Below are 13,902 nucleotides of genomic sequence, written 5' to 3'. Positions count from 1 at the left end.
CGGCGGCCTCGACGAGTGGGGCGAGGAACCGACGGAACTGGCGCTGGTGGATGACTGGCTGGCTTGATAGCATGATGGTGGCTCCGCTTGATAGACCGATCGGCTCGACACCATCAGTCTATCCGGAGCCATCTCTTTTTTAATGCGACAACGTTGGGACCTGGCCTGTCCTCGCCGTGAGGCGACGGTCTCCCGCCACCCGTGCAGCACGCCGACGAATGATCGAGCGCAAAGGCTTCGCTCACACTGTATTGCTGTGTCATCGTCCTGAGGCGACACACCCGCGCAGATAACCGCGATCTGGACATGCAACTCCCGTGTCGGCATACCTAACAACTTTCGTCGGGCACGCACGTATCACCCACGCGCGTTGGGAACACGATTATGCAGGTGCGTATCGCATACGCCCGGCCGCAAACACGACCGTCCAACATGGGCACCCGAACACCGTGGCTGTCGGTCGGAACTGATCACGGTCAAAATGGGCGTATGCGATACGCCCCTACAAATCGGAACCGCTGTGGTGGCGAAATGCCGAGTCCGCCGTCATCCAGGACGAGATGGTCGTCTCACGACGAGGACAGGCCGGGTCCTGTCCGTACGGAAGTAATGCAGAATCGCTACTATCAATGGTGTTGCAGGCATGATGCATCTGAGAGGGGATTGGTGCGCTTCGTCATCCGCTTCGCCGGGCTTCTGCTGCCAGCCATCGCGCTCGTCGCGATGCGGATTCTCGCGCAGCCAAGGAGCGATGAACCACGCGGTGCGGCATTGCTCGCGCTCACGGAGCAGGCACCATCACCACGCCGGGGTTTGTCGTGACGTAGAGGTCAGCATTGGCCAGGCCGTACTGGATCTGGGTGACGATGGCGTCGGGCGGGATTTCGTCGTAGCGCACCCAGGTCAGGCCGTCGTCCTGCGAGACGAGCAGACCGTTCGGCGTGCCGGCGTAGAGACGTTTGATCGTGCCCTGCGCACCGATCAGCAGCGACAGGACATTGCCGAGCGGCATCCGCGCCGGGGTCGCATCGCTGCCCGGCGTTTCGAGCGAATCCTCCTCGATCGTCGCGACCGACTGGGTCCAGGTCTGCCCACCATCGACCGAGATGTGGATGATGCCGCCACCGGCGACAACGATCTGCTCATGGTTGGCGTCCATCCGGGTGATGCCGTCGGCGATCAGCAGCATGTCGCCGACCTCCGGCGAATGCGGATCGGTGACATCGACGGTGGTCAGCGCGCTGTTGCCGGTCGGGTTGACGCCCAGCACGAGCAGCCGTGTGCCTGTCATTCGCACATCGACGACGGAGTAGCCGGGCAGCGCACGGATGCGATTCCAGGTGTTCCCGGCGTTGGTCGTGATCACCAGGCTGCTGCAATCCGCACCATAGATGACATCGTGGTCGGTCGGATCGAACATGATCGGCTCGATGTTCGATCCGAGCGTGAGCTGCCGCCAATGCGCCCCGCCGTCGCTCGACACCTCCATCGGGATGTCGTCTTCAGGCGGACTGGAGCCGCATACACGGTGCCGACCGCGAAAGATGCGGTCAAGCTCTTCGGAGTCAACGAGATAGCGGCGCACATAGCGGTCGATGCCGATTTCGATCCATGCCTCGTTTTTCATGCGGAAGAGGCGGTCGCCGGCCAGCGCGTAGACCGGCCCGGTATCCGGCGATGGGATCACGACCTGACGCACGGGCACGCCATCGATCCGCAGGACATCGCCGGCCGGGGTGAGCGTGCCGGTCGGGCTGGCGCCCGGCACCGGCGTTGCCGCCGGCGCACCGTCCACATCACAGGCAGCCATCAGCAGCATGAGCGACAGCACGACAACCACAAACGCAAGACGCTTCACGCGCACGCGCGTGCGCGAAGCACAGCTGCGCGGTCTGTTCGAGATCGTCAGCATCCGTTGCGTGCCCTTACTTCATCTACGTCAACCCGCATTGTACCGGCATCGGTTACTATCGACCCGTTGTTTCGTGGAGGAGGGAAAGATCATGTTCCAGCGTCCCGAGGATCGGTTCGGCTTTCGGATGGGCAGCGATCGCAAACTGGTGCGCTGGCCCGCTATGCTGGCCTACTTCCAGGACATCGCCGCCGAAAGCGACCGGGTGCAATTCGAGCAGCTTGGGACGGCGACCGAGGGGCAGCCATTCGTGCTGCTGACCATCTCGTCGCCCGACAACCTCGCCCGCATCGATCACCTGCGCCAGGTCCAGCAGCGCCTGTTCGATCCGCGTGGGCTCTCGGATGAGGAGGCAGAACCGCTCCTCGCAGATGGCCGCACCATTCTGCTGCTCACCTGCTCGATCCATGCGACCGAGGTTGGCGCGGTGCAGATGACGCCGGAGCTGGTCTACGATCTCGCCACACGCGACGACCCCGAGGTGCAGCGCATTCTCGATGAGGTGATCCTGCTGCTGGTGCCGTCGCTCAATCCGGACGGCATGGAGCTGGTCGCCGACTGGTACGAGCAGTCGCTCGGCACGCCGCACGAGGGCTCGCAGCCACCGACGCTCTACCACACCTACACCGGCCACGATAACAACCGCGACTGGTTTATGTTCACTCAGGCCGAGACGCGGCTGGCGATCGAGAAGATCCACAACGTCTGGCATCCGCACATCGTCTTCGATCAGCACCAGATGATGCAGGACGGAGCGCGCTATGTCCTGCCGCCGTTCATCGATCCGTACGATCCGAACGTTGATCCGATCCTGCGCTCGCAAGTCGCGCTGATGGGCCAGTCGATGGCGGCCGACCTGACGGCGGCCGGCAAGGCCGGTGTGGCGACGAACATCATCTTCGACGCCTACTCACCCTCCCGCGCCTACCAGCACTACCACGGCGGCGTCCGCATTCTCTCCGAGGCGGCCAGCGTGCGGATCGCCTCGCCGATCCACCTGACCCGCTCCCAGCTGGCCGAGCGGCGTGGGTTCGACCCGCTGGTTGCCACCTGGAACCATCCGCTGCCCTGGACGGGTGGCGACTGGACGTTGCGCGACATCGTTGACTACAACACGATCGCCAGCTGGGCGGCGCTGAACACCGCTGCGGCCTGGCGCGATCGCTGGGTGCGCAACTTCCTGAGCATTCAGCGCCACGCCGTCGAGGGATCGACGCCGTACGCCTTCGTCGTCCCCTCCGACCAGTCCGACCCGGTCAGGGCCGCCGAGATGCTGGATGTCCTGCGCACTGGCGGCGTCGAGGTGCAGCGCGCCACCGAGCCGCTGACCGCCGACGGGGTCGAGTTCCCAGCCGGATCGCACGTCATCATGACCAGTCAGCCGGCTGGCCGCTTCGCCAAGACGATGCTGGAGACGCAGCGCTACCCAGACCTGCGACTTTACCCGGGTGGACCGCCGAAGCCGCCGTACGACATCACCGCTCACTCGCTGCCGATCCAGATGGGCGTCAGCACGACGCCGGTCGAGCACGCGTTCGAGGCCAAGCTGGAGCCGGTCAACGAGGTCGCGCTGCCGGAGGGCGGCGTGGTCGGCGCGGGAAACGTTTTCGCGCTCGACCCACGAGTGAACGCCAGCGTCCGTGCCGTCAACCTGCTGCTGGCCGCCGGAGGGAGTGTCTCGCGCGTCGCATCGCCCGGCGCGTCCCTGCCGCTCGGCACCTGGGTCGTCGATGGTCTGGCCCGCGAGACGGTCGAGCAGGTCGCGCGGACGACGCACGTCATCGCCAACGCCACCAGCAGCGCCGACCTGAACGGCAGTCTGGCCCGCCTCGCTGCGCCACGGATCGGGCTTTACCGCTCCTGGCGGCCAAACGGCATCGACGAAGGCTGGACGCGCTTCATCTTCGAACACTACGACCAGCGTTTCGAGACGATCCGCGACCGCGACCTCCGCCAGGGCGGCCTGGCCGAGCGCTTCGACGTCATCCTCCTGCCACAGCAGCCGGCCCGCGAAATCCTGGAGGGCAACCCGATCTCTGACTATCCAGCCGAGTACGCGGGTGGTCTCGGAGAGCTGGGCATCATGAACCTGCGCCGTTTCGTCGAGGGCGGCGGGACGCTCATCACGCTCGACAGCGCCTGCGATGTCGCGATCAAGCAGCTCTACCTGCCGGTCACGAACGCGCTGGAGGGGGCGCGCCCCGAGACGTTCTACAATCCCGGATCGCTGCTGCGGCTGCTGCTCGATCCGACGCATCCAATCGCCTGGGGCTACGACCGCGAAGCATCGATCCTGTTCGTCAACTCACCGGCGTTTGAGGTCGCCGCGCCGCAAGGCGAGGTGTCCGTCGTCGGACGCTACCCGCTACAGAACCAGCTACTCTCCGGCTGGATGCTCGGCGGTGAGCATCTGCGCGGCAAGGGTGCCTTGCTTGAGGTTCCAGTCGACAAAGGCCGCGCCGTGCTCTTCGGCTTCCGCCCACAGTTCCGCGCCCAGGCCCGTGGCACCTACCGTCTGCTGTTCAATGCGCTGTTCGCGGCGGCGATGGAGTAAGCCAGCGCCGTCCATCGAGGAGGTCAACACCGGTGGCCAGGATCCCGCACGACTATCACATGCACACTGCGCTCTCCTGCGATTCGCAGGCGGCGATGACCGGCCAGTGCGAGGCGGCTATCGCGCTCGGCCTGCGTGAAATCTCGATCACCGAGCACGCCGACTGGGAACCGCTCGACGATTGCACCGGCTACTATCAGCCGGACGCCTACTTCGCCGAGCTGGCGACCTGTCGTGAGCGCTACGGGGATCGGCTGACGATCCGCGCTGGTGTCGAGATTGGCGAGGCGCATCGCTTCGGCAGCGAAGCCCACCAACTCCTCACGACCTATCCATATGACTTCGTACTCGGCTCGCTGCACTGGGTCACTGGACGGATGACGCTGACTCCGGACTACTTCGAAGGCTGGGATGCGCGCGCCGCCTACGAGGCGTACTACCGTGAGATGCTGGATGTCGTCGCGGCCGGTGGCTTCGATGTCATCGGCCACATCGACGTGCCGAAGCGGGCAGGATTCAGCGTCCACGGTGGCTACGACAGCACCGACTACGAGGAGCCGCTGCGCGCCATCCTGCGCTCCGCAATCGAGCACGGCATCGGCATCGAAATCAACACCGGCACGGCCCGCCGCCCGGTCGGCATCCCGTCGCCCGATCTGCCGGTGCTGCAGTGGTATCGCGAGCTGGGCGGCGAGATCATCACCGTCGGCTCCGACGCCCACCGCCCCGAACACATCGGCTACCACTTCGACACTGCCCGCGACCTGTTGGATGCGGCAGGCTTCACGGCGGTGACGTGCTTTGAGGCACGCAAGCCGGTGTTTGTGGATTTGTAGAGGGGGCAGCCGTCCATTGGATCGCGACCAGCTTCTAGCATTCGAGCGGATTGTGCGGGTCGGCAGCTTCAGTCGGGCTGCGGCGGATCTGGGCATTGCTCAGGGGACGATCAGCGCGCGCATGCGGGTGCTGGAGCAGGAGGTCGGCGGCGAGCTGTTCGTGCGGATGGGTCGCTCGATCGCGCTGAGCGAGATGGGGCAGGCGTTCTTGCCGTTCGCACGGCGGGCGCTGGAGGTGCTGGATGAAGGCATCGCTGCCGCGCGGGCAACGGCGGCGGGCGAGCAAGGCACCCTGGCACTCGGGCTGCTCGATTCGCTGGCGGGTGGCTTCGCTGCGCGCGCCATCGCTGCGTTCCGCGACGAGCATCCCGCCGTCGATATCGACGTGCGTGCAGGAAGTAGCGACGATCTCGCCGAGCTGCTGCGCGACGGCGTGCTGACGCTCGGCATCATTGGCTGGACGCCGCCGCCAACCGGATTACAGGCGCTGATCGAATTCCGCGAGCGGCTGGTGCCGGTGGCGTCGCCCGCGCACCCGCTGGCGCGCGGAGGTGCGGTCGCATTCACCGATGTCATCGCATCGGCGAACCCGTTCGTGCTGATCGGCTGGGATGCGGCGTTCGTTGACGCCGTCCGCGCAATCCCCCACGGGTCCGGTGCCGTCATTGAAGCGCCGTTCGGCACAGCGCGGCGTCTGCTACGGAGGCGTGGTGGTGTCGCGTTCCTGACCGAGGATCTTGTCGCCGACGACCTGCTGGATGGCTACCTCGCCGAGATCGCCGTCACCGACGCGCCGCCGTTCGAGCGACGTACCGCGCTGGCTCGCGCCACGAGCGACGAGCCGCTGTCGTCCGTCGCCGAGGCATTCGTCGCGGCGATCCGGCAGGCGGGCGGGACACTCGTCGTCTGAGTATCGGCTCAGCTCTCCTGGTTGCCCAGCCCGGCCTCCCGCGCTCGGATCGCCGCCTGGGCGCGATCGGCCACCTGTAGCTTGGCGAAGATGTTGGAAACATGGTTGCGCACGGTCTTCAGTGAGAGATAGAGGCCGTCCGCGATCTCGGCATTGGTGCGGCCCTGGGCGATCAGGTTCAAGACTTCGCGCTCGCGATCGGTCAGCTCCGGAAAGAGACTCGTTGCCTGCACGGGTCGGCTGATGGCGAAGAACCCCATCATGCGCCGCGCGATCGCCGGACTAAAGATCGCCTCGCCGTTGGCGACAGCGCGAATCGCCCGCAGCGTTTCGGCCTTCCGCGCGCCTTTCAGCAGGTAACCACGCGCTCCGGCACGCATCGCGGCGAACACCGAATCGTCATCCTCGAACATTGTGACGACCAGCACGCCGACGTGCGGCTGCGCGGAGACGAGGCGGCGGGTCGCGTCGATGCCATTCAGCCCCGGCATCTGCAGATCCATCAGCACGACATCCGGCTGCAGACGCGCGCTGAGATCGATCGCCTGCTCACCATCCGTCGCCTCGCCCGCCACGCGCAGATCCGGCTGGGCTTCCAGCAGTTGGCGCAAGCCCTCGCGGAATTCGAGGCTGTCATCAGCGATCAGGATATCGACCGGCTGACTATCCATCATCCTGCCCTTCGTCTGTTCGGCAGGGCAGCAATGCGTGCACGCGGGTCCCGCCGTCGGGGCGCGACTCGATGACGCAGGAGCCGCCAAGCTCTGCGGCACGCTCACGCAGCGAGACGAGGCCGACGCCGGATGTTCGATTTGCCGGTATGCCATGACCGTCGTCCTCAACGAGGACGATGAGATTGCCACCTGCATGCGTCAGACTAACCAGGCAGCGCCGGGCATCAGCGTGACGAACGACGTTGGTCAACGCCTCCTCAGCGATGCGGAAGGCTGCCACCTCGACCGCAGCCGGGAGAGCCGGCAGCGCGTCGGGCACATCGACGGCGATGGTCAGGCTGGCCGACTCGTAGGGCTGGACGGTCTGGCGCAGCGCGCCAACCAGCCCGAGGTCATCGAGTGCCGGCGGTCGCAGTCCGTCGACCAACCGTCGGATGTCGTCAACAGCCACACGCGTGCGCTCCGACAGATCGTCGAGCAGTTCACCGGCCAGCGGATCGTGATGCAGCCGGTCACGGGCGACCTCCAGCCGCAGAGTCAGCCCGGCCAATCGTGGTCCGAGGCCGTCGTGCAGGTCGCGCCGCAATCGGCGGCGCTCCTCCTCCCGCGCCAGCACCAGCCGCTCACGCGAGCGCTGAAGATCGCTCGTCAGTTGGGCGGCATGCAGCGCCGGGCCGATCTGGCGAGTCAGGTCTTCCAGCAGACGGCGGTCTTCACGTCCGAGCGACTCACCGGCGCGGGGCGAAACTTGCAGGTCGCCGAGCGTTTCGCCCTGATAGACAAGGGGCAGCGCCACGATGGCACCCGGTGAGCCAACCTCGGCGACGATCTCCTCCTGACCGTGCGCTCGCAGCGCAATGGCGGCATAGGGCAAGTGCAGCGCGTCCGTCACGGTTACCACGATCGTCGGCGCAACGGCAGCCGGCGCAAGCGTGCCGCCGAGGTTGCGGCCGAGACGGGTCAGCACGGCATACGGCTCGTCGCGCTGACCATACAGGAGGTGGTTGACGGAGCGCTGCAGCCAATCCCGCAGCGGCTGAAAAATGACCGCAACGATGCCGGTGGCAATCAGCGAGACGAGGAGGCTGCGGCCGGTGTGCAGCCGTACGCTCAGCCCGCCGACAATGGCGATATAGAGCCCGACAATGGCTGCCGTCAGCCCACTGTAGACCAGTGTGCGATTGATGACGAGGTCGATATCGAAGAGCTGGAAGCGCAGCAGCGAGATGGCGAGTGTCACCGGCACGACGACGCTGATGAGCGACATCAGGATGAGTGCGAGCAGCCCAAGTAGCAGTGCCCGTACCGGCGCAGTATCAGGCTGATCAATGTCGGTCGCTTCAAGGATGACGTTGGCCACTACGAACAACCCGAATGCCATCGAGATGCCAACGGCGAACCACTTCGACTGCCGACGCGCGATTGGCCCGGATACACGTCGGTATCGATAGATCTGCGCGAAAACGGCGAGCACGAGCACGACGGCCAGGGAAGCAATGTCCAACGCGACATTGGTCGTCATGGCGGAAGCTGGATGGAGAAAGAACTCATACATCCAGCCCAGCAGGATGACGCCGACCGGCAGGGCAGTCCAGCGCGGCGTGAAACGGCCATCGGGGAACATGAACAGCAGCAGCACGAGTGACGTGGGGAAGAGAGTGGTAACGATCCCGTCGAGCAGCGCCCGGGTCGGCTCGGTCTCTGCCATCGTGGCAAGGTCCGGCGGATAGGTCGCCCAGCTACTGGTGATCAGGAAGATGCAGATCAGTAGTGACGTCGCCTCGCGCGCGCAGCGCCAAAGCAATAGACCGGCAATGCCGATGGCGAGCAGTACCTCGGCAAGACTAAGCGCAGTGAGCCCCCAGACGAGTGTGCGGGGTGCAATGCCAAGCTGACCCAAACCCTCCTGTACGACCTCGCCACGCGGGAAGCCGGGCACACTGTTCTCCACAAACGACGTGTCTGGCAGATTCGTCCACGGTTGCGCGACCGCAATCGCCACTATTGCTAACAGCACAATGAGGAGCCGCGCAGGCCAGATCCAGCGCGAGGCAAGCGTTACTGGCTGGCGCAGGGTCGGGACGGATGGCGAAATCGGCACCGCGGGCGCCACAGCGTTGGTTGCCTGCACGACGAGTCTCCGGTTGCTATGTCACGTACTCGTATTGTAGTTGGCTGAGCAACAGTCTGCCCCACCGGACGAACCGGCGGAGCAGACAGCGGAGCCGTGGGATCAGTGGTAGGAGCGACGCGACTCCGGCAGGGCGATCAAGACCAGGACAGGGGCAGTGAAGACAAGACCGACCACAATCGCGGCCGTCACCCAGCCACTTGGTGGGTCGAAGAGACCCGGGACGCTTGACAGCGCGTTCAGCAGCGTGATCGCGAAGAAGGCTATCGCTGCCCAGCGCCGACCGTCCCACAGCGATCGCAATACAACCAGCGTGACGATGGTTGCGACGATCGAGAACACGGTCGCTCCGATCGGGACATCATCGAAACCCGGTGCGAAATAGAACGGGATGCCCGCGATCAGCCCAACGATTGTGATGATGACAGCCCAGCGTACTGAGGTCGGTCGATCGGTTCGTGTAAGAGCGTGGGCCTGTGTCGACATGGGAGAGATCCTCTCAACAATGACGGTAGCAACGATCACTGTCACCAGCCTATGCAGCACCACAGCCCGTGTCGTCAGACAGATTCCCGATTCGACCGGGAACGTATCCCGATCGGCGTCGACGCGATACCATGCCGTTGTTTGACGCAGAGGGGGGCGAAGCGATGAGTGAGGTCGTGCGGGTCGGGGTGATCGGCACCGGATTCGGTGCGCACCATGTCGAGGTACTGCAGCAGCTGAAGGATGTCGAGGTCGCCGGGGTTGCGTCAGCGCAACCGGAGCGCGCGGACGCGCTGGCGGAGCGCTTCAACATCCCGCAGGCGACGGGGGACTATCGGGAACTGCTGCCGAATGTCGACGCCATTATCATCGCCAGTCCACCGGCGCTGCACGCCGACATGGTTCGGGAAGCAGCCGCAGCCGGCGTCCATCTGTTCTGCGAGAAGCCGATGGCATCGACGGTGGCCGAGACGCGCGCAATGCGCGATACAGCCGAGGCTGCCGGCGTCGTAGCGATGATCAATTTCCATCAGCGCTTCATGGCCCACTGGCGACGGGCGCACGACATTGTGGCCGCGGGGCAGATCGGCCGACTGGTCGCCGCCGACATACGCGTGACGATGAACCCGGAGAGATACCTCGCCTCACCGCTCTGGAGCAGCTCGAAGGCAGCCTGGTTCAGCAACGCGGCGCAGTCGGGCGGCCTGCTGGCCAGCTCGGTCGGGCCGCATCTGGCCGACCTGATGCTCTGGATCGGCGGTCCGGTCGTCGACGTCGCCGCCCAGACGATCACCTCGCGAACTGAGATCCCGCTGGCCGATCGCGACGCCCTGCAGGGTGTCGATGCGGACGACGGCTTCGTCGTCCTCGGACGTTACGCGAGCGGTGCGCTGCTGACCATTCGCGGCGTGCCCGTAGCCTACAATGGTGGCGAATGGGATATGTCGTTACACGGCGAAAAGGGCTCTCTGATTGTGGCCGGCACCGAGCTGCTTATGGCTGGCCCCGGCGATGAGCGACCGCAGCCGATCGAGCAGCCGGACGCGGTGAACCCGCGCACCACCATCGCCGGGCTGTTCGTCGACGCCATCCGCAGCGGTGGCCCGTCGCCGGAACCGACCTTTGCGGACGGCATCGCGGCCCAGGCGCTGCTCGATGCCGCCCTTCGCGCCGGGCAGACGAACCAGTGGGAACAGGTCGAGCAGGGCTAGCGCAGGCGCTCGCCGTGCAGCCGAACCGGCCCGGAGATCAGCGTGAAGCGGTCGCCATCGACAACGAACTGGCGCTGCAGGCGCTTGCCGATGTTGGCCGGGTCGGCGTGCATGGCCGGGATGTGGAAGACGCTGTCGCCGTCGGTCTCCCAGGTGCCGCAGTACAGGACGGTGAGGACGTTGCCGTCCGGTCCATGGGTTGAGAACGACTCAGCGAACCAGCCGCTCGCGTCGTAGAGCAGGAAGCCGTGCGGCGCGTCGTCGCGCGCGACGCTGCCGTCTGCGGTCGGCCGTTCGATGGCGACCAGTCGCCAGATGCCGACGATGTCCGTGTTCGCCATTGCCTGTCCTCCCATGTGCCCTACTTCGTGACGGTCAGCAACAACTCTGCGCTCAGTCCGTCGCCGTCCGGTGCGACCGACCAGCCCATCCCGCTAAGCGACTCCAGCGCCGCCCGCGTCTGCGGCGAGACGTCACGCCACTCGTCCTCCGGGATCAGCCCAATCAGTCGATCCAGCGCAAGATACCCGATCATCGTCGAGTCGTCCTGCAGCGCGTCCATCAGATCAGCGAACTGCGAATCGTCCGCCAGCGTGCCATCACCGACACCATCGCCCAGATGGAAGCCGACCGTGAGATTGTCATCCACCGCGACATCGCCGAAGACCGGCACGCCGGAGCCGGAGATGCTGAAGCCGGTGTCCGTCCGCGTCATCGGCACACCGATGTCAGCCAGCGAATCGGCGACGTCGTTCACGAGGCTGGTCACGGCGGAAGTGTCATCGACATCACTCTGGAAGCGAGCCGCACCACTGAACCCGAACGGGCTGGAACTGTCAGTCAGCGCGGCGAAGCTGAAGGAGTACGAGCCGACCAGGTGCGAGAGCAGATCGTCATCCATGGCGAGACCGGCGATTGCATCGGCCGCATCGGAGCCGTCGGACAGCGGGGCGTCCAGCGCGGTAGCCTGACCGATGGTCGGCTTCAGGAATGACTCGTACAAATCGACGCCAGCGACCGCGAAGATGGTCGATGCGGGCAGATCATCGGCCGCAATCCCGTCGGTCGCAGTCGTCGGGAAGTCTGCCGGGCGACCGCCGGTCAGCGTCGCGAAGCGCAACGTGTCACCGGACGCCTTGACCGTGAAGGTCATCGCCCCGGCACCGCTCCAGGTCTGCATCGCGCTGGCATCGAAACCGTAGGCCTGCGCGGCGTCCGGATGTGTCCGCGCCAGCGCGGTGATGGCCGGGCCGTCGACATAGCTGAAGAGCAGCGGATCATCGGCTGCACGATCGGCGGCGCTGGTGAATTGCTCGATGTCGTTGAGCGCGCCATCACGCCGCGCGTCGATGACGTGCTGGAACGCATCGCTTCCGGATGCGACGATCATCGCGTCGTCAACAATGCCGACGGCGGTCTGTTCGTCCTTCACCTGATAGGTTATGTCACGATAGGTGCGAGTTTCCGGCGTCTCGCCGTCGAGAATCCGCGCGATGGCCTGCTCGGCAGCGTTCTCGTCGGCGATCATCACGACGAGCGCCACGTCCGGCCCGTCCTGACCAGCCGGCTGCCAGACAGCGAAGCCGACCTCGCGCCCAATCGCCGGACGAATCAGGTCGTCCCAGAGCGACGGATCTTCGCCGACGTCATCCAGTCCCTCTTGCGGGAGCCGCGAGAGATCGTCGTCGATGCCGGCGTTGCGAGCCAACTGCCAGGCGTTCAGCCAGGCCCTGCTGGTGGGGTCGGTGTTCGCTGCCACGTAGATCACGCTGTCCTGCGGCGCATAGGCCGCTGTGGCACGGTCATCGTGGCCAAGCAGCATGCGGAAGGCGAGTACTACCCCGCCGCCGACAATGAGCAGCGCGAGCAGACCAACGAGAAATCCACCGATCACCTTCGTGCGGCGACGGTTCGGCTCCGGCTGATCGCTGGCGTAATCAAGCGCAGATGGATGTGCAGTCATCGTCAAGAAATCCATTCGTCAGTCTTCGAGCGTATGCACGTCGCCGTACCCTGGCGACGAAGTTCAGGCTACCAGCCTCGATAATCCGGAAACACGACCAGTCGGTACGCGGCGACCTGACCGTTTGGCCAATCGGCGCGTTAACGTTTGCGCTGAAACTGGCGCAGCCGCTCACCGCGCGCGGAGATGGTGATCAACTCGGCCAGCCGTCGTTCGCGGGTGTCGTCGCGCTTGGCACCCACGACCCACCAGATGGCCGCCCGGCGATACGACGCGGGCTGGGCGTTGAAATATGTCCAGGCAGCCGGATTCGCGCGGAACTCCGTCTCCTGCTCGGCGCTCAGCTCGACGGTTCGTTCATATGAATACGCCGCACCATCGATCTGCTTGCGCGCCTCAAAGGCGGCGAGGCCAGCCGGGCGCATCCGGCCCACGACGGTCAGCTCCGCGACGCGTTGGATGTTGACCTGGCTCCAGCGGCTGCCGGTCTTGCGCGGGACGATGCGAATGACGTAGCGCTCGTCGTCAACCGTCTTGCGAGTCGCATCGATCCAGCCGACTGCCAGAACTTCATCGACGAGTTCCGGCCAGCGCATCCCGGCCTTACCGCTGCTGACCTTGTACAGGCCAACCCACAGATCGGAGGCAGTCGCGGCATGCTCATCGAGCCAGGCGCGCAGCGCTGCGGCGTCGGCGAAGTAGATCGGGTCAGGCTGCTGGCTCATTGAAAGCTCCCCGGTTCGGATTCGCGCGCGACCAGCGCGGCGGACAGCAGATCGCCAACGGCGGCGTGGAAGCGCTGCACCGGCTCGCTGGCATCGCGAGCGCGATTGCGCGCCAGGCGGCGGTACGAGCGGAAGAGATCCTGAATATCGCGGCGGTCGAGCAGCGCCATGGTCTGCTCGATGCGCGCAATCGCGGGAGGCGGGATTGTGCCGCGGCGGCGCTGCTCGATGATGAGGTCGTCGATCGCTTCGAGGACGGCGGCGATGGCCGGGCGGGCACGCCAGTCGAGGTGCGTCTCGACCCAGTCATATTCGGCGGCCAGCTCATCAAGCTCGGCTGGTGTCAGTAATCCGAGCCAGACCGCCAACGGATGATCTGCCTGCATCACGCCCCCTCCGTGCCGCGCGTCAGTGAATGACCAGCTGTTGAACGATGATAGAGGGCGCGGCGGTTGGCGTCATCCCGGGCCGCAAAAGCGACTGCGGGGCTCCGGTGTTAC

The 13,902-nt window shown here is 65.5% G+C and carries 12 protein-coding genes; 4 read left to right on the top strand and 8 right to left on the bottom strand.

Annotated features, from left to right (window positions below; genetic code table 11):
- Positions 1-781: 781 nt before the first annotated feature.
- Positions 782-1,912 (bottom strand): hypothetical protein, encoded by a 1,131-nt coding sequence (locus M9890_04880; GenBank protein MCO5176297.1) that lies wholly within the window; start codon positions 1,910-1,912, stop codon positions 782-784.
- 91 nt (positions 1,913-2,003) lie between these two features.
- Here M9890_04880 and M9890_04875 point away from each other — a divergent pair, with 91 nt between their 5' ends.
- Genes M9890_04875 through M9890_04865 form a run of 3 tightly spaced genes read left to right on the top strand, consistent with a single transcriptional unit; the run spans position 2,004 to position 6,212 of the window.
- On the top strand, positions 2,004-4,466 hold the full coding sequence (locus M9890_04875) for a M14 family metallopeptidase (GenBank protein ID MCO5176296.1): 2,463 nt from the start codon (positions 2,004-2,006) through the stop codon (positions 4,464-4,466).
- Between the two features lie 32 nt (positions 4,467-4,498).
- Complete coding sequence (locus M9890_04870; GenBank protein ID MCO5176295.1) at positions 4,499-5,302, top strand: histidinol-phosphatase; 804 nt, start codon at positions 4,499-4,501, stop codon at positions 5,300-5,302.
- A gap of 16 nt (positions 5,303-5,318) precedes the next feature.
- Positions 5,319-6,212 carry a LysR family transcriptional regulator gene (locus tag M9890_04865; GenBank protein MCO5176294.1) on the top strand — a complete coding sequence of 298 codons (894 nt, stop codon included), beginning with the start codon at positions 5,319-5,321 and terminating at the stop codon, positions 6,210-6,212.
- Positions 6,213-6,220: 8 nt separating this feature from the next.
- Here the strand turns inward: M9890_04865 and M9890_04860 are convergent, their stop codons facing one another.
- The 3 genes from M9890_04860 to M9890_04850 all read right to left on the bottom strand — a co-directional run bounded on the left by M9890_04860 (position 6,221) and on the right by M9890_04850 (position 9,503).
- Positions 6,221-6,883, bottom strand: a complete 663-nt coding sequence (locus M9890_04860; protein ID MCO5176293.1) for a response regulator transcription factor — start codon at positions 6,881-6,883, stop codon at positions 6,221-6,223.
- Positions 6,876-8,987, bottom strand: a complete 2,112-nt coding sequence (locus tag M9890_04855; protein ID MCO5176292.1) for a GAF domain-containing sensor histidine kinase — start codon at positions 8,985-8,987, stop codon at positions 6,876-6,878. The genes M9890_04860 and M9890_04855 overlap by 8 nt, the downstream gene beginning before the upstream one ends.
- Positions 8,988-9,119: 132 nt before the next feature.
- Positions 9,120-9,503, bottom strand: a complete 384-nt coding sequence (locus M9890_04850) for a hypothetical protein (GenBank protein ID MCO5176291.1) — start codon at positions 9,501-9,503, stop codon at positions 9,120-9,122.
- 164 nt (positions 9,504-9,667) lie between these two features.
- Between M9890_04850 and M9890_04845 the strand changes: the two genes are divergently transcribed.
- Positions 9,668-10,714 (top strand): Gfo/Idh/MocA family oxidoreductase, encoded by a 1,047-nt coding sequence (locus tag M9890_04845; GenBank protein MCO5176290.1) that lies wholly within the window; start codon positions 9,668-9,670, stop codon positions 10,712-10,714.
- Here M9890_04845 and M9890_04840 read toward each other — a convergent pair.
- The 4 genes from M9890_04840 to M9890_04825 form a co-directional block, all read right to left on the bottom strand.
- Positions 10,711-11,055, bottom strand: a complete 345-nt coding sequence (locus M9890_04840; GenBank protein ID MCO5176289.1) for a lipocalin-like domain-containing protein — start codon at positions 11,053-11,055, stop codon at positions 10,711-10,713. The two genes, M9890_04845 and M9890_04840, sit on opposite strands and share 4 nt — an antisense overlap.
- A gap of 20 nt (positions 11,056-11,075) precedes the next feature.
- Positions 11,076-12,677 (bottom strand): DUF3352 domain-containing protein, encoded by a 1,602-nt coding sequence (locus M9890_04835; GenBank protein MCO5176288.1) that lies wholly within the window; start codon positions 12,675-12,677, stop codon positions 11,076-11,078.
- Between the two features lie 140 nt (positions 12,678-12,817).
- Entirely contained in the window at positions 12,818-13,402 is a 585-nt protein-coding gene (locus tag M9890_04830) for a YdeI/OmpD-associated family protein (protein MCO5176287.1), read from the bottom strand.
- Entirely contained in the window at positions 13,399-13,788 is a 390-nt protein-coding gene (locus M9890_04825) for a hypothetical protein (protein MCO5176286.1), read from the bottom strand. Before M9890_04825 ends, M9890_04830 begins: the two co-directional genes overlap by 4 nt.
- Between the last annotated feature and the right edge of the window lie 114 nt (positions 13,789-13,902).

It is taken from the genome of Thermomicrobiales bacterium, from assembly GCA_023954495.1.
Classification (GTDB): Bacteria; Chloroflexota; Chloroflexia; order Thermomicrobiales; family CFX8; genus JAMLIA01.
The sequence above is the reverse complement of the archived record's forward strand: the minus strand, read 5'-3'. Positions and strand labels throughout refer to the sequence as shown.